The sequence below is a fragment of the Nostoc sp. ChiSLP03a genome, from assembly GCF_034531215.2.
Classification (GTDB): Bacteria; Cyanobacteriota; Cyanobacteriia; order Cyanobacteriales; family Nostocaceae; genus Nostoc.
This window is the reverse complement of record NZ_JAVRBQ020000188.1, coordinates 21,567-43,539: the sequence shown is the minus strand read 5'-3', so window position 1 is coordinate 43,539 and position 21,973 is coordinate 21,567. Positions and strand designations below refer to the sequence as shown.

Sequence of the window (21,973 nt, the reverse complement as noted above, 5' to 3'; positions counted from 1 at the left end):
TAAAAGTCATGAAATTGCCGGACAGATGTTTGATAATGAATACGATTTAGCGATCGCTGTAATGGATGGAATGAAAAATCGTAGCGAAGCTGGTGAATACACACTGGAGCGTTTTATATTTAATTGCACCTAGCTACTTAGAAAAAAGAATAGAATTACTTGTCAATTCTACTAAAAAATTAACTCAAAATTAATACATTGGAGTTAGCTAAACCGTAGAAGCAATTCATAAATTGCTTCTACAATTAGCCCCTATATTACTTGAATGGAAACCACTATGAGTTCAGTGAAAACCAACATCATCTAAGATTAATACTGGGTTTCACTGCATTCAACTACCTTGATTAGGCGGTATTTGCTCAGGTGGCGTTTCTGCTGGGGGAGCGAGTACCGCATCCGGCGCAATGTCTTCTACGGGAATCGGTTGCTTATCCTCAATTTCAAAATCTGGTTGCGCTGCTTCTACCAATTCAGGAGATGGGGGATGTGGGGGAATCGCTTCCGGTACACTCTCGGTTTTTGCTTCGGTGTCGGTAGTAACTGTCTCCTCTGCTGGTGGTTCTGGTATGACAATAGTTTTGTCAATAATCTCAATGGCAGGTTTCTCTGACAGTACAGAAGTAATATCTTCAGGTTTGGGGGTTGTGGGTGTTTTTTTACTCACAGTCTGTTGCACCTTGTCTTTCGCGCCACTGAAGGTACTACCAAGACCTTTTTGCAACTGTCCCAGCCGTTCCTGAAGGGACAACTTATTCACCTGTTCTTGAATGCCAGTTTTTACCGTCTCAGTACTGGGTACTTGGGTTTGTTGTGCCTGTGGAGTCAATTGCCGACGTAATGATAGAGTTTGCCAGCCAAACCAGACCAAAAGAGCCACACTAGCCACATGACCGAGCAACAAACCTCCAGTAATGCGTGGTGCAAACACCCATAAGACTAAAGCGTAGAATAATCCTACACCACTCCAGATAAAGTCATTCTTGCGGTGGATTTCTGGGAAAAAGAAAGCTGCTATGTAAATGGCTAAACTACCAAGACCCACTACCAAAGCTAGGACAAATGCCAGCATTATTTGGTTACTCCTTACTGCGTCCTTTGATTATTTCAATTTTGCAAATTTTGCCAGTCAATTGTTGATTTAGATACAATTTAAAATTAATTATCCATGTTAGTTGTGGATTTTTGTGGTTTATATCAAGTCTTAAGGTCTTCTTTAGGGGAGAAGGGAAAATATCGGACTACCCTTAAAGTAAAAGGATCTGCAAGAGTTAGCCAGAAATTTTTTATGACACTACAAAGCTTTGGTGTGATTGGATTAGCCGTTATGGGTGAGAACATCGCTCTAAACGTGGAACGTAATGGCTTTCCAATCGCAGTATACAACCGCTCGCGCGATAAAACCGACAGATTCATGGCAGAACGTGCGCCAGGACGGAACGTCAAAGCCGCCTTTACCCTAGAAGAATTTGTTGCTGCATTGGAACGTCCCCGCAAAATTCTAGTAATGGTGCAAGCTGGTAAGCCAGTAGATGCGGTGATTGCTCAACTCAAACCCTTGTTAGAGGAAGGCGATATCATTATCGACGGTGGTAACTCTTGGTTTGAAGATACAGAACGACGCACTCAGGAATTAGAACCCGCTGGACTTCGGTTTATCGGGATGGGTGTTAGTGGTGGTGAAGAAGGTGCGCTAAATGGCCCCTCACTGATGCCTGGAGGTACAGAAAGCTCCTACGAATATCTGTCACCAATTTTTAATAAAATTGCTGCCCAAGTTGATGATGGCCCTTGCGTAACCTATTGCGGTCCTGGTGGTGCTGGTCACTACGTTAAAATGGTACACAACGGCATTGAATACGGCGATATGCAGCTGATTGCAGAAGCATACGACTTGCTGAAAAATGCTGCTGGATTAGACCACAATCAGCTACACGAAGTTTTTGCCGAATGGAACACCACAGACGAACTCAATTCGTTTTTGATTGAAATTACGTCAAAGATTTTCCCCTACATTGACCCAGATACAAATCTACCGTTGGTCGATTTGATTGTTGATGCCGCAGGGCAAAAAGGAACCGGACGCTGGACAGTGCAAACTGCAATGGATTTGGGAGTTGCTGTACCGACAATGATTGCAGCGGTGAACGCCCGAATCATGTCTTCCTTCAAAAAAGAGCGGGTAGAAGCATCCAAGATACTTACAGGCCCTTCTGGCAAGTATGAGGGAGATACCAAAGCCTTTATCAACATGGTGCGGGATGCCCTGTATTGCTCAAAAATCTGTTCTTACGCTCAGGGCATGGCACTGTTAGCTACAGCTTCAAAAACCTATAATTTTAACTTGAATTTAGGTGAATTGGCGCGGATTTGGAAGGGTGGCTGTATTATTCGTGCTGGATTTTTGAATAAGATTAAGAACGCATTTAACGTAAATCCAGCGCCACCTAACCTGCTGTTGGCTCCTGAATTCAAGCAGACGATTCTCGATAGACAAACAGCTTGGCGCGAAGTGTTGGTAACATCAGCAAAACTGGGAATTCCAGTGCCAGCATTCAGTGCGTCATTAGATTATTTTGACAGCTATCGACGCGATCGCTTGCCCCAAAACCTCACTCAAGCCCAACGCGACTACTTCGGGGCGCACACCTACGAGCGACTTGATAAGCCCGGAGTCTTCCACACTGAATGGACACCGATTTCTGAAGCATCAGTGCAAACTTCCACGCCAAGAGAGCTGCAAACTTCAGAACCAACTACACCTACAAATTAGAGAGTTTTAGTTTGTAAATTGAAAGTGGCTCTGAATTCAGAGTCACTTTTTTGTTAAAACCATTTTCAAATTAAGCGACTGCGGTAATACACCTCTTGCAAAAATCCTTGAATCACCCCTCCCCAACCCTCCCCGATGTATTGGGGAGGGGGTAAGATTTCAAGTTTCCCCCCTTTATAAGGGCAGGGCTGTTTCGTTCCCGAAAAAGCGCTGATTTACAAGCGTTTCAAGCAAAAAAATCAGGTGACTAAAAAATCTGATTGCGCAAGAAAATGGTGTTAGCACTTACAGCAGTTTGCAGCTAAATGAGGTACAGAACCAAGGATTCACAAATCAAATTATTCTTCTGCCTCCCGCCTCAAAACCAGTGACTTTGTACCTTATGCAAAAGAAAACTGCTGTAAATTTCCCGATTGAATTGGTAGTTTATGTAAAGAGGCTTTTGATATTTAGTTTTATCATTGGTTTGGCGTATTATTCTTTCCAAGATATTTGGCTTTTAATTCTTCTAATTCTTCATCTATTTTGCTTTTACTAGTAGGCTGAGGTGTCGGGTTTGGTGGCTGTATTTTATTTGGTTGAGGTTTACTACCACCCATAAATTGGGTTTTCATTTCTTCTAATTCTTTCTCAATTTGACTAGGAGATTTCGATACAAAAGCAGGTGAAGAATTTGGTGGTGATTGAGAAATCGGTTTTGGTGCAATCGCTGGCTTTGATGCTGCTGGCGAGTATTTATTTAAGTCCTTGAGAACTTCATCTACTGTTTGATAACGCCGAATTGGAATACTTTCTAGCATTTTGTTGAGAATGCGACTCAACTCATTCCTGACGGGAGTTTTCAAGTATTGCTGCCATACCCAAGTATCGTTATTCGTATCATAAGAATCGAAGGGCGATCGCACTGTTAATAAATTAATACAAGTCGCACCCAAACTATAAATATCACTGGCAAAAATAGCCCTACCTCTCATTTGTTCCGGGGCAACATATTCTGGACTACCAATAGTAGTACCAGTTTTATTTAAGGCAGCGCCAGTGGCAGATTTAGCAGCACCAAAATCTACTAGTACTAGTTTGCGATCGCTCTCGCGTAAAATAATATTTTCTGGCTTAATATCTCGGTGAATTACGTGTCTGGCGTGACAAAATTGCAATACGGGTAATAAATCATTTAGTAATTGCCAGATTTCTATTTCACTAAAAGCACCCCTATGTGCTAATTCCTGGGCTAAGTTTTGCCCGTCGATAAATTCTTGTACAAGATACTGCCGATTTTCTTGGGTAAAATATGCCAGTAGTTCGGGAATTTGGGGATGTTTGCCCAATTCATCTAACTGTACTGCTTCTTGGTTAAATAACTCTACAGCTTTTGCCAGAGTGCTAGTGCCTTGGGATTGAGGATAAAATTGCTTAATTACGCAGCGTGGTTTTGAAGGTTTATCCTCATCCACAGCTAAGAAGGTTTTGCCAAAACCACCTTGTCCGATTGGTTTGATCGCACGGTAACGTTCTTTGAGGAGTAATTTTGCACCGCAAGTCACGCAAAAATTGACATGATTGGGATTTTCAGGCTTAGGACAATGGGGGTTAAGGCAGTAGCTCATATAGGCGATCGCTCTTATATCTCTTTATTTTACTGGCGTTAAGGGTGGAGACTTTTGCGAATCCGTTAAAATATGAGCGATCTCTACGACGGGCTACGCTTACGCACTACTAACTATTACAGCGCGGCGGAAATCAAGCCACCATTTGAAAACTTGCAAAAGCCTTGATATACAAACTTTTGACTTTTGACTTCCGCCTTGCGGTACTACCCCATACCTTCCATAACTGGATGGAAGTAGAAGGCGAACCCCAATACTGTATAAGCTGCTAATAACAAAGTGCCTTCCAGCCAATTAGACTTTCCATCGGAACTAATACTGTTGGCAATCAACACTGACACAACTACAGCGACTAATTCAAAGGGTTTGAAATCCAAATCCATTGGTTGCCCCAATACCCGCCCTGCTATAACTAACACGGGTGCAACAAATAAGGCAATCTGCATACTCGATCCCACAGCTACCGAAAGGGAAAGATCCATCTTGTCTTTCATCGCCACGGTGACTGCTGTGGCGTGTTCAGCCGCGTTACCAACGATGGGAACCAATATCACCCCTGTAAACAGCGCCGTTAAACCTAGCTGAGATGTAGCCACTTCCAGAGAATCTACTAGCATTTCTGACTCAATTGCCACTAGTAAGGTACATACTAGCAACACGCCAACCCACAAAATCATATTTGGTTTCGCGTGAGGGGTTTCCTCTTCTTCTGTCTCCGCTACACCCACATCATAAAGATAGGAGTGGGTTTTCATCGAAAATAGCAGCGTTAGCGCGTAAACCAAGATTAAAACTACGGCAACAGCAATAGAAAGATTTTGCAATGTTTGTTCGTTAATTCCTTGAGAAGTATAGTTCATTGCTGTTGGCATCAAAATGGCAATCACTGCCAAATTCATCGAAGCAGCATTCACCCGCGCCACAATTGGCTGAAATGTCTGTTCTTTGTAGCGCAGTCCTCCCAAAAGCATGGAAAAACCCATCACTAGTAGTAAGTTGCTAATAATCGATCCCGTGATACTAGCTTTGACTACATCTACTAACCCAGCGTTTAACGCTACTAGGGCAATGATTAATTCTGTAGCATTGCCAAAGGTGGCGTTTAACAAGCCCCCCAGCGATGGCCCAACTACCACAGCAATTTCTTCTGTAGCTGTACCCATCCAAGCTGCTAAGGGCAGAATTGCTAATCCGGCTGTAATGAAAACTATTAATTCTCCCCACTCCAGAAAGTGGGCTGCTACAGAAACCGGGATAAACAGTAGTAAAGCGAAAAGAATAATGTTTTTGGTTGACATTTGTTGTCTTAAGTTGAGGGTATCATTCACAGCGAGCAATCCTAAATTTTAAATTTGGAGTGTTGAATTAACAATTACTTTCACTCAGCACTCCCATAGGATACTCTCAACCGCCTGTAGAACAATTCAGAGATTGTACTGTTTTCCGTTCACCGCTGTGGATGTTGTGTAAAGCAAAATTGCGATATAATGAGTTTTCGTAATCTTTTGTTGCAAAACTATGAATTTGAGCCAAAATATTACATCAAAAATGGGGTTTAATATATTAAAAGACAATTAAATTTTTGATTGGCGCTTAAGAAGAGAAAACCCCTAACTAAGGCTTTGTTCAATGGCCAATTACTTTAAGCCTTCAAGGAAAGGGCTGTGCGATAACGCAGATTTCCGACTAAAATAAAACTGCCTCGTCAAAAATTTGGTTGGATTCCATAGTTGTTGTTTATACCGGATTTTGTGTAAAAACTATTGGAGTAAGGTTTACACAGAATTATTTCGGTGCAACTGCAAGTTTTTTGTTTTGGATAAATATACATGACTTCTGCTGACCAAATGCCAGCTAGCTCTGGCTCAACGTTAACATTACATTCAGATCCCAATAACACCAAAGAAACCGATCCCCTGAGAAAAGCTAATGGTGTTTATGTGACGGTGCATGGTCATTTTTACCAGCCACCAAGGGAAAACCCTTATCTGGACGCAATTGAACGCCAACCGAGCGCTGCACCTTTCCATGATTGGAATGAGCGGATTCATTGGGAATGCTATCGTCCAAACGCCTTTGCCAGAGTCTTAAATGAGCAAGGCGAAGTGGTGGGGATCGTCAATAATTACGAGTATTTCAGTTTTAATATTGGCCCAACGCTGATGTCGTGGCTAGAACGCTACGATGTGGAAGTTTATCAGCGGATTTTAGAGGCGGATGCCAAGAGTAGCCAACGCTTGCATGGTCACGGCAATGCGATCGCGCAAGTATACAATCACATCATCATGCCTCTGGCGAACGAGCGCGACAAATATACCCAAATTCGCTGGGGTAAAGAAGACTTCCGATCCCGCTTTGGCCGCGATCCCGAAGGAATGTGGCTAGCAGAAACTGCTGTAGACTACGCCACCCTAGAAGCTCTTGTGGCTGAGGGTATTCGCTTCATTGTCCTGGCACCATCTCAAGCACTGCGTTGCCGTCCCCTCCCAACTCCAGATCGTCCCCATCCTGAATGGATCGAAGTCGGCGGTAGTCAGATTGATTCTACCCGTCCTTATCGTTGTTATTTGAAGCCCACATTAGACACTTCATCTTCACCTCTGAGTGCAATCGCCACTAGCCCCAAGGATGCTAGTACAGAAGAATTACCCTACATTGATATCTTCTTCTACGATGGCCCGATATCGCGGGATATGGGTTTTAGTGATGTCGTTTATAATTCCAGTCACTTTACCGGACGTATTGGTTCGGCAGTGCGTGGGGATCATCGTCTGGCACAGCTAATTTCTGTGGCGACAGATGGAGAAACCTTCGGACATCACAAAAAGGGAACAGAGAAAACTTTAGCCTACGCCTTTACCAAAGAGTTTCCTCAACAAAGTTGGACGGTGACGAACTTCGCCCACTACCTGAGCTTAAATTCTCCCAGTTGGGAAGTGGAATTAAAGTCAGTCACAGCCTGGAGTTGCGCCCACGGTGTCGGCAGATGGGAGGATGACTGTGGTTGCGGTGGGGAAGGCTCAGTTTGGCATCAGAAATGGCGTCGTCCACTGCGGGATGCTCTAAATTGGCTGCGGGATCGGCTAACTGAAGTGTATACAGAACATGGTAGACAGTTATTTCGCGATCCCTGGCTAGCGCGAGATGAATATATCCAAGTAATACGCGATCGCTCTGCTACCAATGTCAACCGTTTTCTCGCCCGTCATCAAACCCACAAACTAACCGCAGCCGAACAAGTAGACGCTTTGCGCCTATTAGAAATGCAGCGTCACGCGTTGTTAATGTTCACTAGTTGTGGCTGGTTTTTTGAAGAAATTTCCCGTCCAGAAGGGACACAAATTCTGCGCTATGCCGCCCGTGCTTTGGAATTGGCAGGGGAAGTGGCCGGCGTGCAGCTGGAAAAAGGCTTCGTCAAACATCTAGGTTTAGCCCCCAGTAATGTGGATCAGTTCAAACACGGTGCAGAAATTTATCGGCAACTAGTGTTAACTGCCCAACTTGGCTTTAAGCAAGTTGCAGCCCATTACGCCATTACTTCCCTGTTTACCAATCAGAAACCAGCAGAAACGCACAATTCTCTACCGAGAAAAGATGCTGCTGACAAACAGTCTCAGCGTTACCAGAAGCGGGTTTATTGCTATGCTGCCAATGAGCTAGATTACCAACTGCAACGTATGGGATCGCTAACTCTGGCTGTGGGAAATTTAAAGCTGGTATCAGAGATTACTTGGGAAAGTGAGCATTTGGTATTTGCAGTCCTACATTTGGGAGGCTGGGATTTCCACTGTGGCATTCAACAATTTACTGGACGGCGTGACTACAGCAAATTAAAAGAAAAGCTGTTTGGGGCGCTAAAACAAGCTAGTGCGGCTCATACGATCTTGGCGATGACACAGCTATTTGGAAAAGAAGCTTTTAACTTGCAAAATCTATTTGCTGAAGAACGCCACCGGATTATGCGGCTGTTGAGTCAGGAAACACTGGCACGTTTAGGACAGTTATATACTCAAGCCTACCGTGATAATTACGGTGTGCTGATGGCGTTTCATCGTGATGAACTTGCAGTACCGCAAGAATTGCAGGTGGCAGCAGATATTGCTTTAGGGCATCGCTGTCTGATGACATTGCGATCGCTTGAGCAAGAGATTGCCGATCCCCAAAAGAGTTGGAGTCACATCTTAGAATTGGAGGCGATCGCCACTGAAGCAAAACATTTGCGTTGTCGGCTGAATATTCCCGACGGTAAGCAAATGTTAGAACAGTTAATTGCGCGATCGCTCTGGCAACTGTTGCACGATGCCAATGATACCTTTAATGCAGATATCCAACTGTTGGAACGATTGATTGATGTCGGGGATCAACTAAATATTCATATTTCCCTACAGCGATCGCAGGAATTATATTTTAGTTGTCTGCAAAGTCAGATAGCACCAGTGTGTATTACTAGCGTTGGTAATGAAGCAGATAATCAGTGTCTTCAGTTGCTCAAGTTGGGTAAAAAGTTAGCCGTTGATGTTAGCTCGATCTCAAATCAGTTGAAATAGATGTAGGGACACTACAGCGGTACATTGGTGTCAACTTCAGCCATAATAAGCAGTTTGTAGTGGGGACTTCAGTCCCCAAAGCTAGGACTAAAGTCCTTACTACGAACAAACATTTTTATTCAGCTTGATTTGCCGGACATGATATTATATAATCCATGTCCGGTAAATTAGTTTCGAGATGACAAGTATTTAACCGGAAATGATATTACCTAACGTGAGAGCGATCGCAATGGTAGGGATAAAGCCACTCACACTTGAAGAGTCCGCGTGTATGTTTTTCAAAAAATGTTCCTGCATGGCGTCCAGGTGATATATCGATCCCAGCTTTCGTTTTAATCTCATATAACCAGGGAAAGGCTACTGCAAAAATAGCTATGATAGTGAAGAAGTAAAAAAGGGTAGTTCTAATATTGAGAAATATTAGGGAATTGCTATTTTGATTTTGAGGCATAGAAATGAGGAGAAACTAATAGCTCATACCATCGTAACCTAAAGTTCAAAATATCGCCTAAAACGCAGATCGATATTATCTGTTTTCTGCTGATTGCAAGTAAAACAGAGAGTTTGGAGATTGCTGATATCATTTTGACCGCCACGAGCCAGGGGAATGATATGGTCGATGCTGAGGTTAGTTTCTACATTAGTTTTACCGCAGCTTCGGCATTGATATTGGTCGCGTTGAAAAACATATTTTTTGACTTCCGGCGGGATACGAATGCGGGGAGTTTTGGTCATTTGTTTTCTAGTTACTCAGAAATCTTTCCAAGCTTGGGACATCTACCCAACTTGCTTTTTGATGCGATTCATGAGACAAATCCATCAACAGCTGAGAATAAATTCCTTCGCGTAGTGATGGTGTAATTTCCTGATGGCGGTCAATTCCTTGCACCCATTGGTCTACTACGCGGATAAATGCCGAAATCCGGCCATCAGCATAATTTTTGGGAAAAATTAACCGATTCGGTATTTCTATTTCTGTTAGAGATTTACCTGGCTGGGAACCCCAAACACGAAAACCATGTATATAATCTTTTTGATTTTCACTGCCTACAATTAATGTACCGCGATCGCCATATACTTCTACCCAATGGGTTCTTGCTGCATGAACAACCGCACTGATAGAAAGTTGGCAAGGTGTACCATTGGCTAATTCCAGCGTTAATATACAATTGTCATCTGTATTCACTGCCTTAGATTCCCCGCTAATCGGGTCAACTCGTGTAGGAATAGCAGTAGTTAAATGAGCGTTTAATCTACGCACTGGCCCGAATAACCAGTGAATATAATCGAAGGCGTGAGAACCTAAAGATCCCAATGCACCGCCTCCTTTCTCTTTCTCAGAATACCAATTCCAAGGGCGTGAAACATCAGCACGAGAAGAACCTAACCAATCAATTTTAATTAGGCGTAACTCACCCACATATTTTTCTGACAATAATTCTGCAAACAATTGCCATGCTGGTACAAAGCGAAATTCAAAGTCTACAGTTGCAATGACGCTTTTGACTTTAGCTAACTGATAAAGTTCTTTCGCTTCAAATACATTTAAAGTTGTCGGTTTTTCTAATAATAAATGTTTGCCAGCTTGTAGTACAGTTTTTGCCATTTCATAGTGCAAAAAAGGCGGTGTAGAAATGCTGACGGCTTGCACTTCTGGTAATGCCACAATATCTGCAAGGGAGTTGGAAGCGTGACGAATATTATGGGATTCTGCTATGGCTTCAGCTTTATTTATATCGCGGTGATAAACAGCAACTATCTCAGTCCGAGAATGTGCTTGGAATCCGGGTATATGGACTTTTTGACCAAATCCAGTGCCGGCGATCGCAACTCCAATCATCTAATTTTTATCCTCATATTTATGCAACTTATTATTTACTTATAATTCACATCTAATATGTAGTTATATCAAAGTTTATCGGCGATATTTTCCTCCTGCTTTGCGGTTGCTATTGAGTTGATAACATCTAGCGATCGCTCTTTTGAATCTAGTATACTATCAGATAGGTTTATCGTAAAACTCTAATTGTAAAGGGGTAACGATAATGCTCGCCATTGTAAGCTTTAACAGCAGCAAAAGTCACTACAAAGGATTGTAGTAACAGTTTGAATAAAATTAACAACATAAGTATAATTAATAAATTATCTAAAGTATTTTTTATTTGATTAATTGAACCATTAGTAGTCACTGCTAGACTCAAACTAGTTATTACTAAAATTAATGATATTGCGATCGCAATAAAAGTATAAAAAGTTAAAGAGATTTGAAAATTTAAAGATTCCTTACCTTGTAAATCAATCCAAGGATATTGAGACTTTTTCAAGTGCCAAATTATGAATGGAGGCAAAATATTTAAAGGTAAATATAAAGGAATGCCAATAAATACCAAAAAACCCAATAATATCCACCCTAGCAAAGCCGAGAGATGACACAACATCGCCCATATACGGATTTGTTGTTTAGGTTTTTCTTTCATGGCTTTTTATTGGTAGTGGATTTAGCTGATAATTCCCCACTATAATTATCTATAAAAAAGCCACCAAAGTTAAAATCTGAGTATTTCTCGGTGATAATTGACGAAAAGAGGTTTTATTTGCCAGGTTATGTTTTCTCCTGGTAATATAGCAATCCTATTTGATTCCTGATTACTCGTAAGGATCGGGGACTTCGGACTGGGGACTGGGGACTGGGGACTGGGAAGATAGGAATAAAGGTGTACTGAGTTTTTTCAGAAATCAAATATGAGTCCTATAGTGCAACTTCTATCATAGTTAGGTTAAGCAACTCGAAGTAGCAAACACAATTGTTTGGTTCAGATTGTGGTATAATTCACTACTTTTAAAGTATACCTGCGTAGGCGTAGCTAGTTGATACCGTGTCCGCTTAAAAACTTATCATTGAGATCGCAGAGATGCAGATAAGAGAGGTTTTTGGACTTTTTGCTTCCCCCTTTTGGCATAAAGTTTCGCAGATAGCACTGCTAAAGATGGCCTTGGCGTAGCTTTTTAAGGTAAAACCTTTGAGAATTTTATCAAGGCGATCGCAATCTGAAAATAGTCTGAAAGTTTACATTCAGTACTGGCGAAAATAACAACTATCTTTTGGGATACCTAATAGCAAAGTTTTCTAAATAGGGGAGGAATCCAATAAATCTGTTTGCGATCGCCTTCAGGAGCATGTATGACTTAACGTATAAGTTATATCAAATAAATTTGCTTTAATTTGTATATCTATCCTACTTTTCCTACCTTTCCTACCTTTCCTACTTTTAATTAAATTGTTTTAATTCGTATTTAAAATCACAAATCATCAAAACATTCTTTTTCAAAATAAAGGTAAAATATAAGCCATAAGAGGGAAGAAGCCCCGAAAGAAATTAGTTAATTTTAAAACTCAGTAATTAAACTGATCGTATTAATAAATATCAGTGAACCTACATAAATTACGTTAGTTACAAATATCTTGTTTAGATATATCAAAAAAAGTTGATAAAATTTAAACATGAAAGTGACATAATTTATGAATCAATAATTAATTAGATATTTCTTTAAGTTAAAAACTGGAGATTAAAAAACTGGTCTATGGCACGACGTTCGTTGAAAGCATCTACTGTAGGTATTGAGAAAGCAAAAAAGGCTTTTAAAATTAGAGAATGGACGCAAGAGTATTTAGCTAGCGAGATAGGACTTGAGACTCGGCAACCAATCTGGAAATTTTTTACAGGCAAGCCGATTGAGCGTCAGAACTTTATGGAAATATGCTTTCGACTCGGTTTAGATTGGCAAGATATTGCTGAACTACCCAATCAGAGGCTACTGACAGAAAACAACCAGGAATGGGAAAGGGAAAACTGTCAAGATACCGAAAGCTTGGTGCAAATGTTGCGATCGCGTCTAAGTGATAAGATTAAATGCCAATGTGGCACTACGAGATTGTTAGATATCGATCGACCAATTCAACTAGAAGAAATTTATGTCAGCACCAATATTCTGAATAATATTACAAGTCGAAGATGGGTAGATATCCTCGACTTACAAAGCTTCATTCCCGAAGAGTTCAACTGTTTTGCTTATAATCAACTTTATCAAGAACGAGTTTCTGCAATCCAAGCAGTTATCACCTATCCCAAACTCATGGTACTAGGTAAACCAGGGTCTGGTAAAACTACGTTTTTACAGTATATTGCTATGCAATGCAATCAAGGCAAATTACTATCAGACCGGATACCAATTTTTATTCGCTTGAAAAACTTTGCCGAGAATGCTAGAGAAACCGGAAATTATAGTTTATTGAACTATATTAGTCAAGAGCTTGCCAACTGCGGTGCTTCAGACCAAGAAATTCAAACATTATTAGTTAGTGGCAAAATATTAATTCTACTGGATGGCTTAGATGAAATTCCAGAAGATGATAATGCCAAAATCATCACTAAAATTCGCAGTTTTGCTGCAAACTATTACCAAAATAAGTTGATTTTAACGTGTCGTATCGGTTATCAACAGTATCAGTTTGAAGAATTTAGCGATGTTGAAATTGCTGATTTTGATTGCTCTCAAATTGAGGCTTTTGTGCAAAATTGGTTTGTCAATGTTAGCAAGAACTCCATCGAAAAAGGAAAAGCTTTAGCTTGTCGATTCGTGCAAAAATTACAGTTATCAGAAAATCAACAAATTCGAGAACTAGCTGTCAGACCACTTTTGCTTAATTTGGCTTGTTGTGTGTTTCAAGCTTGCTCGGACTTTCCAATTAGAAAGGTCGAATTTTACAAGCAAGGATTAGATATTTTGCTCAATCGCTGGGATAAAGTGAGGAACATTAAACGAGATGAAATTTATCTTAATTTGTCTTTAGCTCAGAAGCTTGAACTGCTGAGTCAAATTGCTACTATTACCTTTAAACAAGGTCATTACTTTTTCACACAAAGTATTATCGAGCAATACATTACGGACTACCTCTGTAACTTACCCATAGCCCAAACTGAGCCTGATATACTGCAACTCAACAGTGAAGCAGTGCTGAAACTGCTTGAGACACATGGATTACTGATAGAGCAGGCGCAGGGAGTTTACTCGTTTTCGCATATAGCTTTTCAGGAGTATTTAACAGCTAAAAATATTGTTACTAGGGCTAACCCCCAAATATTAGAAAAAAAATTAATCGATCTGGTTAGCCATTTAACTGAACCACGTTGGTGCAAAATCTTTTTATTAACCGCTGGTATGTTGGATAATGCAACTTGTCTGTTGCAATTAATGAAGCAACATATCGATCGGCTTGTCGCCTTCGATTGGCAATTACAAAATTTCTTCAACTGGCTTAACCATAAGTCTCTTTCAGTTAAGTCTACTCATAAAAGAGTAGCTATTCGTGCCTTTTATCTAACCCTAGAACTTCTCAACGACTTGAGCTTTAATAATGACTTGGCTTTTTCCCTTGGCATCGATCTCAGACTTACTAGTAATCTTACCCCTGATTTAGCTCTAGATATAACTCTTCAGTGTGCCCTTCACTTAAGCGTTGCTCTCTCTAATGAGCCGACTTTAGATCGAGTTTTGGCTTTAAGCTTTGCTCTTTCTGATGACCGAATTCTTGTCTTTCACCCTGAGTTACAGCATTCTTTGCAAAAACTCAAAGAACAATTACCAACCCCATTTCAAGGCAGAGAAAAGTTAAAAGAATGGTGGAATGCTAACGGTCAAACTTGGGCTAATAATTTGAGGTTGGCGATAGTTCAGTGTCGCAACATTGGTCATCAATGGCAGTTCAGCGAGGAGCAGAAAGAAATACTTAAACAGTACTATACTGCTAGCCAGTTATTGGTAGATTGCCTCAATAGTGCTTTTAAAGTAACTCCCACCGTACCAGAGAGTATTTTGGCAACGTTATTGTTACCTACCGCTAAAGCAGAGAGCAAGTTTATAAACCATAGTAGTAAGAAGTTTTAAAACTACTCATTTCCAGTTGAGTATATGTAGTATCAAATTTTTACAACATTTTGTCCATTGACTGAAATGAAACCCTATATCTATATATTCAACTGTAGATTTTGAACTTACTCAGCAATTGGTGTTGCTGAGTTTAATTGACCAACTGGATACAAAAGTAGACTGAAAATATACGTTAATTCATACATTTCCGTAAACGCGATCGCAAACGCACTTCTGACACACTCTTAAGTATTACAAGGTTGTTAATTAATGGCGATTGTGGTGGTATTAACGCAAAATATGCTGCCAATGCATTAGACCTCTTGCAAAAAGCACTTTTGCAAGAGGTGGGAAAAGGGACTCATGTTAAAGGGGAAAGGGAAAATACCAAACCTTTCCCCCTTTCCCCTTCTCCTTTTCCCAACTTCTGCAAGAAGTCTATTGAGCTAAGTATATGTGTGTTTCTTTTTTTGAGCCAACTGACGTAGTGTTTCAGCAACAAGGAAATAAATTTACAGGGAATTGTCGGGGGTAATTTGCGAAACTTGACTTCAACACCTTCTGGCTTCTGTGCTGAACCACTTGCAAAAGGCGAGGCAGTCACAGTAAAAGGTAAGTTTTTCTTTATTAAGGATAAAAAGTTTTTTCTTAAAGGAGTGAGTTACGGCCCTTTCTCCATTGGTAGCCACGGTGAATCCTTTCCAGAAAAATCAGTTGTGGAAAAAGATTTCGCCATGATGGCAGAAATGGGGGCTAACTGTGTGCGTACCTATACTGTTCCACCTGATTGGCTGTTGGATCTCGCTGCAATCTCTGGTCTGAGGCTGTTAATTGGTATACCTTGGTCTCAGCATATTGCCTTCCTTAACTCTTCTGCTGTCAAAGCAGAAATCCGTAACTGCATTGTTCAAGGAGTTAAAGTTTGCCGAAATCATCCCGCTACCTTTGCCTATTTGGTGGGCAATGAAATTCCTCCAGATATTGTCCGATGGCATGGAGCAAAACCAGTTCGGGCTTTTATTAAAGAGTTAATGGCGGTAGCAAAAGACAGCGATCCCGAAGGTTTGGTGAGCTATGCCAATTACCCCTCTACAGAATATTTAAATATTGACTTTACTGATTTTTCATGCTTTAACGTTTACCTGCATCGGGAAACAGATTTTCGTCGCTACCTCTCACGACTCCATAATCTAGCCGAGGATAAACCTCTAGTACTGAGTGAGTTTGGCGTTGACTCGATGCGTGAAGGAACCCAAGCCCAAGCCGAAATTCTCTCTCAAAAGCTGTCATCTAGTTTTGAGATGGGAGCAGCCGGGACAATCATCTTTTCTTGGACGGATGAATGGTTTACTGGCGGATATGCCATACAGGATTGGGCTTTTGGTCTAGTTGATGCCGAACGGCTCAAAAAGCCAGCTTTCCAGACAGTTCAGCAGTATTACACAGCGCCTCTGCCGCCAGCCCTACCTGAGTATCCTAAAGTCTCAGTGATTGTTTGCGCTTATAATGCTGAACGCACGATGGATAGTTGTCTAGCTTCCCTCCAAGAACTCAACTATCCCAACTATGAAGTCATTGTAGTTAATGATGGATCGAGCGATCGCACTTTAGAAATTACTCAGCGTTACGACTATGTACGGCTAATTAGCCAAGAAAATAAAGGATTAAGCGTCGCCCGCAACGTTGGGATGACCGCCGCAACTGGCGAGATTGTCGCCTATACCGATTCTGATTGTATGGCAGATCCAGACTGGCTCACCTATCTGGTCGCCAAGTTTCTCTCTTCTGGTGTAGCTGCTGTAGGCGGGCCAAACTTATCTCCCCCGGAGGACTCTCTTGTTCCCGCCTGCGTTGCTGTCTCTCCCGGCGTACCTACCCACATACTTTTGAGTGATGAAGTAGCCGAACATATTGCTGGCTGTAACATGGCTTTTCGTCGGGAGGTTTTAGAAGAAATTAACGGCTTCAACCCGATATTTCGTACTGCTGGGGATGATGTTGATATCTGCTGGCGAGTGCAAGATCGAGGTTACACCATTGGTTTTAGCCCAACGGCAATCGTATGGCATTTTCGCCGTAATACAGTAGTAGCCTATCTCAAACAGCAGCAAGGTTATGGCAAGGCAGAAGCGCTCGTTTATTTTCAGCATCCCTACCGCTTTAACCTTCTGGGACAGCCTTCTTGGTTGGGGAGAATCTACGGAGATTTATCGGCATTTCTTCGTATCGGTCAACCAATTATCTACTCTGGGGTGTTTGGTCGCGGTCTGTTTCAAACCTTGTACGAGCCTTCCTCCTCTCTGATTTCTTACCTGCCGCTGACACTGGAGTGGAATGTCACAGCTTTGATCCTACTTGTGTTTGCGCTTTTATCCGGCGATCGCCCGTGGTTGGGTGCGGTAATGTTCCTCATCTCTTTTAGCTGGTGTGTAGCTGGTGCTATACAAGCGCGGATTGACTCTCGTTTTCTCAAAAGAAGGGCACGGTTACTGGTGGCGCTACTGATTTACTTGGGGCCGATTGTACGTAGTATAGAGCGCTATAAATGGCGAATCAAAGAACTTAAGAAAGCCGAGCCGATAAAGTTTGATGAACTGTAAATAAAAATAGAAGCATTAAAAAAATGACCGAAAACGACTCACGATCCAGAGCAACTTTATTTATGGGGATCAAAAATTTTTGAATTTTGAATTTTGAATTTTGAATTCGGAGCGAAGCGACGTGACTCAAACATTAACTCAAGCAGATTTAATTCAATTTGATTTGCCAAAGCACAAAATAAATATTTCCTGGCGCGATCGCGCCTATGAGTTGTCCTATTGGACAGAAGCAGGAATCGAAAAGGAGAACCTGCTGCAAAAGGTAATGGATTTACTCGTGGCTCGTAAGTATTTCATTGCAATGGATCGAGGCTGGAGCGACTGGGATTTAGAGATTTATCAGGGGATTTGGTCAAAAGTTCAGCTGAAAGTATGTGCTGAAAATCATGGAGGTAACAAAAGAGTTTTGCGGGTGCGGTGTGCCTTGAGAATGTCACAGTTAGCCATGATGGCGATGGTTGGTTATTGTCTCTTGGCAATTGTGGCGATCGTTCTGGGAATGCCAGAAGTAGCAAAACTCACAGTCGCACTATGTACGCTGAACGCCACTGTCATCTTATATCAAAACTTCCAGTTGGGACGTATTCTTTACCAAGTACTGGAGATTGTTGCCAAAAGAGTTTACTTACTGCCAATACAAACCACCAACAACCAGTCTGTCGCAGAAAGTGTAATATTACAGCCATGACAAACGTCTTGGTACTCCAGTAAGCAAATGACCAGACGAGAGGTAAATCTGCAAGTGAGGCAAGAGATCAAATTAATAATAGACCTCTTGCAAAAGTGCTTTTGCACTCTTGTGGGAAAAGGGTGCATGTTAAAGGGAAAAGGGAAAAAACCAAACCTTTCCCCCTTTCCCCTTCCCCTTTTCCCCACTTCTGCAAGAAGTCTAATGCATCGATACGGGCAGATGCTCCGATATCCGCTGCGCCAGTGGCGTATCTTAATTGCAATCCTCGGTCTCACGGCTGGCACTTGTGCCACCGCCACACTTCAACCTTGGCCAATGAAAATCTTGGTGGATTATGCTCTCGGTCAGGCAGTCATCCCCCCGCTGGTTCGCTCATTCTTGGGGAATTTGAACTTGGCGCTCACACCAGCGTTGCTGGTTGTTGTCGCCGCTATTTGTAGCCTTGGACTTTATGCCCTAAACGCTACCCTAGAAACTAGCCTAAGCTGGGCCTGGAGCGCTGCTGGGCAAGGTATGGTCTACGAACTAGCCCAAAAACTGTTCTATCGTTTGCAACGCCTTTCACTGCTGTTCCACAGCCAACGGACTGTGGGTGATTCCCTCAGCCGTCTGGCCGGAGATACCTATTGCGTTTACACCTTGAGCGGTGCTTTGCTGATTTCACCTGTGCAATACTTGCTGACGCTAGCAACTATTAGCATCGTCGCCTGGAATCTGAGTCCTTTACTAACGCTGCTTTCGCTTTTCGTAGCCCCAATAATGGGTGGTTCAGCCCTTGTTTTTGGTTCCCGACTCAAGCGCCGGACAAAACTTAACCGTGAAGCCCAGTCCCGCCTCACCAGTTTTGTCCACCAAACGGTAACAGCAATCCCGATGATTCAGGCATTTGGTAGAGAGAGTTACAATACCCGGCAGTTTGAGCATTTAGCGGCAGACGCAGTTGTTCTCTCACAACGCGAAACTCTGCTCAAGAGTGTTTACGGTGTGGCAAATGGTACTGTGACAACCATTGGTACTGCGATCGTTCTGTATGTGGGCGGGCAGCAGGTGTTACTGGGGGCTATGAGTATCGGTAGCTTGCTTGTCTTTTTAGCATACCTACAATCTATACAAGGAGCATTTAAGGGTCTATTTGGCATTTACGGGAGCCTGAAGTCTGTAGATGCCAATATAGATAGAGTTTTAGAAGTTTTAGATGCTCAAGATGGGGTACAAGATGCCCCTGCTGCCAGACCATTGCCAGTTCGTCCGTTGGGAGAACGCGGACACGTATGTTTAGAGAAAGTCACCTTCGGTTACGAACCTAACTATCCCGTCCTCAAAGAAATTACCCTAGAAGCGCGACCGGGAGAAACGATCGCCCTCGTCGGCGCGACAGGTGCCGGTAAAAGTACACTGGTTTCCCTGATTCCCCGCTTTTTTGACCCTTGGCAGGGACGAGTCCTCTTTGATGGGGTGGATGTCCGAGATGTACAACTGAAAAGCTTGCGCGAGCAAATTGCTCTGATGCTGCAAGAGCCGTTTTTACTGCCGCTTTCGGTGGCAGAGAACATTGCCTACGGGTGTCCAGAAGCAAGTTTAGCGAAAATTATCGCAGTAGCCAAAGCGGCTAAGGCAGACGACTTCATCCAACAGTTGCCCCAAGGGTATGATACCCCGATCGGTGAAAGAGGAGCGCTCCTCTCTGGAGGACAGAGACAGCGAATAGCGATCGCCCGCGCGCTGCTCAAGGATGCACCAGTACTGATTCTCGATGAACCTACTTCTGCCCTGGATGCCCAGACTGAGAATTTACTCCTAGAAGCTTTAGATCGCCTGATTGAAGGCCGGACTACGTTTATCATTGCCCATCGACTTTCCACGATTCAACGAGCAGATCGAATTGTGGTTCTAGAACAGGGAAAGGTTGTGGAGATGGGAACGCACCAGGAGTTGCTGGCTATCAATGGTTTCTACCAGCGTTTGCACTCCTTGCAGTTTTCCAAACCGCCGCAGGAGGTCGTTCTATGAAACTGTGGTGGCTGCGATTGGCACGTTACGCCCTGGTTCGTTGGCGCGGACTCATTTTTGTCATGCTGCTAATGCTGATTAATGTCGGGCTGAATGTACTCAAGCCCTGGCCTTTGAAGTTGATTGTTGATTGCGTCCTGAACAACCAATCGCTGCCAAATAGCGTTATTTGGCTCAAAACCTTGCCTGGTAGTGAATCCAATATGCAGTTGCTTGCTTGGTTAGCAGCTACCACAATCGTTTTATTTTTATCCAGTGAGGGAGTTCGGCTGATACAGGAATATGTTGGGGCTGGTGTTGGCAGCCAGATGGTTTATGACTTGGGAGCAGCACTGTTCGATCGCTTACAGCATCTTTCTTTGAGATTCCACAACCAACAGCGCGCTGGCGATCTGGTCAGGCGGGTGATGACGGACAGCATCTGTATTCAGAATCTGGCAATGGGGGTTTTTCTACCCGTGCTTACTTCTCTGGTGAATTTGGTCGCAATGTTCGGCGTGATGTGGCAGATTAATCAACTGCTTTCATTGCTCTCGCTGGCGATTGCTCCTTTAATAATCTTACTAATTTGGGTCTTTAACCAGCCCATGACTGAACGAACCTATCAGTATCAACAATTTGAAGGTGAGATCGTCGCACTCAGCGAGCAGACCTTAACAGCAATACCGATTATTCAAGCATTCGGACGTGAAGCACACGAAGATCGGCGCTTTCGCCACCTGTCTCAAAAAGCCCTGCAAGCTTATGTACGCTCTATCCTTGCCCAAATGCAATTCAAAGTTGGGGTGGGAGGTGTAACCGCAGTTGGAACAGCAGCAATCATGGCTTACGGTGGCTTCCAGGTTTTGGATGGGTCACTCTCAATTGGTTCTTTACTTGTCTTCCTCTCTTATCTCGCCTCCTTGTACGTACCAATGGCGACTCTGGCTTATATGTCCTCTAGTTTTGCTAGCGCAGCTGCTAGTGCTAGGAGAGTGTTAGAGGTTTTGGATGCTCAAGATGGAGTGCAGGATGCCCCTAATGCCAGACCATTGCCAGTTCGTCCGTTGGGGGGACGGGGACACGTATATTTAGAGAAAGTCACCTTCGGTTACGAACCTAACTATCCCGTCCTTCAAGAAATTACCCTAGAAGCGCAACCGGGAGAAACGATCGCACTCGTAGGCGCAACGGGTGCTGGCAAAACTACCCTAGTCTCCCTGATTCTCCGGTTTTTTGATCCTTGGCAGGGACGAGTCCTCTTTGATGGGGTGGATGTCCAAAGTGTACAACTGAAAAGCCTGCGCGAGCAGATTGCCCTAGTGCTGCAAGAGCCGTTTTTACTGCCGATAACTATTGCTGAGAACATTGCCTATGGCTGCTTTAATGCTAGCCGGGAAGCGATCGTCAAAGCTGCTCAAGTTGCCAATGCTGACAGCTTTATTCAACGATTACCTCAAGGTTATGACACGGTAATTGGCGAGCGCGGAGCCACACTTTCAGGAGGAGAGAAACAACGGTTAGCGATCGCCCGCGCCCTGCTCAAGGATGCTCCAGTGCTAATTCTGGATGAACCCACCTCCGCCCTAGATGCTCAAACCGAGTTTCTGCTGCTAGAAGCTTTAGAACGACTGATGGCAGGACGGACTACGTTTATCATTGCCCATCGCCTCTCGACAATTCAACGAGCTGACCGAATCGTAGTTTTGGATCGGGGGAAAGTAGTAGAGATGGGAACTCACGAGGAGTTGCTAGCGGTTAGTGGCTATTACAAGAAGCTGTATAAATTACACTTCGGCTCAACTCAACCAGCATCAGCTTAGATGCAAGTATTTAAAAGA

General features: G+C 42.9%; 14 protein-coding genes. 7 read left to right on the top strand and 7 right to left on the bottom strand.

The annotated features are described in order from the left end of the window. Window positions 1-331: 331 nt before the first annotated feature. Window positions 332-1,069 carry a Ycf66 family protein gene (locus tag RMY32_RS31600; protein WP_322713586.1) on the bottom strand — a complete coding sequence of 246 codons (738 nt, stop codon included), beginning with the start codon at window positions 1,067-1,069 and terminating at the stop codon, window positions 332-334. Between the two features lie 216 nt (window positions 1,070-1,285). On the opposite strand from RMY32_RS31600, the gene gndA reads away from it, so the two are divergent. Next, complete coding sequence (gene gndA / locus RMY32_RS31595) at window positions 1,286-2,770, top strand: NADP-dependent phosphogluconate dehydrogenase (protein WP_322713585.1); 1,485 nt, start codon at window positions 1,286-1,288, stop codon at window positions 2,768-2,770. Window positions 2,771-3,228: 458 nt separating this feature from the next. Here gndA and RMY32_RS31590 read toward each other — a convergent pair whose 3' ends face one another. Both RMY32_RS31590 and cax read right to left on the bottom strand, forming a co-directional pair. Continuing rightward, complete coding sequence (locus tag RMY32_RS31590) at window positions 3,229-4,377, bottom strand: serine/threonine-protein kinase (protein ID WP_322713584.1); 1,149 nt, start codon at window positions 4,375-4,377, stop codon at window positions 3,229-3,231. A 206-nt stretch (window positions 4,378-4,583) separates the two neighbouring features. Next, entirely contained in the window at window positions 4,584-5,675 is a 1,092-nt protein-coding gene (gene cax / locus RMY32_RS31585) for a calcium/proton exchanger (protein WP_322713583.1), read from the bottom strand. A gap of 531 nt (window positions 5,676-6,206) precedes the next feature. On the opposite strand from cax, the gene RMY32_RS31580 reads away from it, so the two are divergent. Beyond that, entirely contained in the window at window positions 6,207-8,924 is a 2,718-nt protein-coding gene (locus tag RMY32_RS31580) for a DUF3536 domain-containing protein (protein ID WP_322713582.1), read from the top strand. A gap of 205 nt (window positions 8,925-9,129) precedes the next feature. Here RMY32_RS31580 and RMY32_RS31575 read toward each other — a convergent pair whose 3' ends face one another. The 4 genes from RMY32_RS31575 to RMY32_RS31560 form a co-directional block, all read right to left on the bottom strand. Then, the gene (locus RMY32_RS31575; RefSeq protein ID WP_322713581.1) at window positions 9,130-9,375 is read right to left on the bottom strand and encodes a hypothetical protein; all 246 of its coding nucleotides are present in this window, start codon (window positions 9,373-9,375) and stop codon (window positions 9,130-9,132) included. Window positions 9,376-9,413: 38 nt separating this feature from the next. Further along, on the bottom strand, window positions 9,414-9,659 hold the full coding sequence (locus tag RMY32_RS31570) for an HNH endonuclease (protein WP_322713580.1): 246 nt from the start codon (window positions 9,657-9,659) through the stop codon (window positions 9,414-9,416). Between the two features lie 7 nt (window positions 9,660-9,666). Beyond that, window positions 9,667-10,764 (bottom strand): Gfo/Idh/MocA family oxidoreductase, encoded by a 1,098-nt coding sequence (locus tag RMY32_RS31565; protein WP_322713579.1) that lies wholly within the window; start codon window positions 10,762-10,764, stop codon window positions 9,667-9,669. Between the two features lie 169 nt (window positions 10,765-10,933). Then, window positions 10,934-11,401: a DUF4870 domain-containing protein gene (locus tag RMY32_RS31560; protein WP_322713578.1), complete on the bottom strand. Its 468-nt coding sequence runs from the start codon at window positions 11,399-11,401 to the stop codon at window positions 10,934-10,936. A gap of 1,105 nt (window positions 11,402-12,506) precedes the next feature. Between RMY32_RS31560 and RMY32_RS31555 the strand changes: the two genes are divergently transcribed. The 5 genes from RMY32_RS31555 (at window position 12,507) to RMY32_RS31535 (ending at window position 21,955) form a co-directional block, all read left to right on the top strand. Continuing rightward, complete coding sequence (locus RMY32_RS31555; protein ID WP_322713577.1) at window positions 12,507-14,870, top strand: NACHT domain-containing NTPase; 2,364 nt, start codon at window positions 12,507-12,509, stop codon at window positions 14,868-14,870. Window positions 14,871-15,397: 527 nt separating this feature from the next. Next, complete coding sequence (locus RMY32_RS31550; protein WP_322713576.1) at window positions 15,398-17,452, top strand: glycosyltransferase; 2,055 nt, start codon at window positions 15,398-15,400, stop codon at window positions 17,450-17,452. A 121-nt stretch (window positions 17,453-17,573) separates the two neighbouring features. Continuing rightward, complete coding sequence (locus tag RMY32_RS31545; protein WP_322713575.1) at window positions 17,574-18,140, top strand: hypothetical protein; 567 nt, start codon at window positions 17,574-17,576, stop codon at window positions 18,138-18,140. A gap of 222 nt (window positions 18,141-18,362) precedes the next feature. Next, window positions 18,363-20,153 (top strand): ABC transporter ATP-binding protein, encoded by a 1,791-nt coding sequence (locus RMY32_RS31540; RefSeq protein ID WP_322713574.1) that lies wholly within the window; start codon window positions 18,363-18,365, stop codon window positions 20,151-20,153. Next, the gene (locus tag RMY32_RS31535; protein WP_322713573.1) at window positions 20,150-21,955 is read left to right on the top strand and encodes an ABC transporter ATP-binding protein; all 1,806 of its coding nucleotides are present in this window, start codon (window positions 20,150-20,152) and stop codon (window positions 21,953-21,955) included. Before RMY32_RS31540 ends, RMY32_RS31535 begins: the two co-directional genes overlap by 4 nt. The last annotated feature ends 18 nt before the right edge of the window (window positions 21,956-21,973 follow it).

Bases quoted from the DNA above. Each gene is read 5' to 3' on its own strand.
- gndA (WP_322713585.1), top strand. From the start codon at position 1,286: ATGACACTACAAAGCTTTGGTGTGATTGGATTAGCCGTTATGGGTGAG.
- RMY32_RS31540 (WP_322713574.1), top strand. From the start codon at position 18,363: ATGCTCCGATATCCGCTGCGCCAGTGGCGTATCTTAATTGCAATCCTC.
- RMY32_RS31590 (WP_322713584.1), bottom strand. From the start codon at position 4,377: ATGAGCTACTGCCTTAACCCCCATTGTCCTAAGCCTGAAAATCCCAAT.
- RMY32_RS31600 (WP_322713586.1), bottom strand. From the start codon at position 1,069: ATGCTGGCATTTGTCCTAGCTTTGGTAGTGGGTCTTGGTAGTTTAGCC.
- RMY32_RS31555 (WP_322713577.1), top strand. From the start codon at position 12,507: ATGGCACGACGTTCGTTGAAAGCATCTACTGTAGGTATTGAGAAAGCA.
- RMY32_RS31535 (WP_322713573.1), top strand. From the start codon at position 20,150: ATGAAACTGTGGTGGCTGCGATTGGCACGTTACGCCCTGGTTCGTTGG.
- RMY32_RS31565 (WP_322713579.1), bottom strand. From the start codon at position 10,764: ATGATTGGAGTTGCGATCGCCGGCACTGGATTTGGTCAAAAAGTCCAT.
- cax (WP_322713583.1), bottom strand. From the start codon at position 5,675: ATGTCAACCAAAAACATTATTCTTTTCGCTTTACTACTGTTTATCCCG.
- RMY32_RS31580 (WP_322713582.1), top strand. From the start codon at position 6,207: ATGACTTCTGCTGACCAAATGCCAGCTAGCTCTGGCTCAACGTTAACA.
- RMY32_RS31570 (WP_322713580.1), bottom strand. From the start codon at position 9,659: ATGACCAAAACTCCCCGCATTCGTATCCCGCCGGAAGTCAAAAAATAT.
- RMY32_RS31560 (WP_322713578.1), bottom strand. From the start codon at position 11,401: ATGAAAGAAAAACCTAAACAACAAATCCGTATATGGGCGATGTTGTGT.
- RMY32_RS31575 (WP_322713581.1), bottom strand. From the start codon at position 9,375: ATGCCTCAAAATCAAAATAGCAATTCCCTAATATTTCTCAATATTAGA.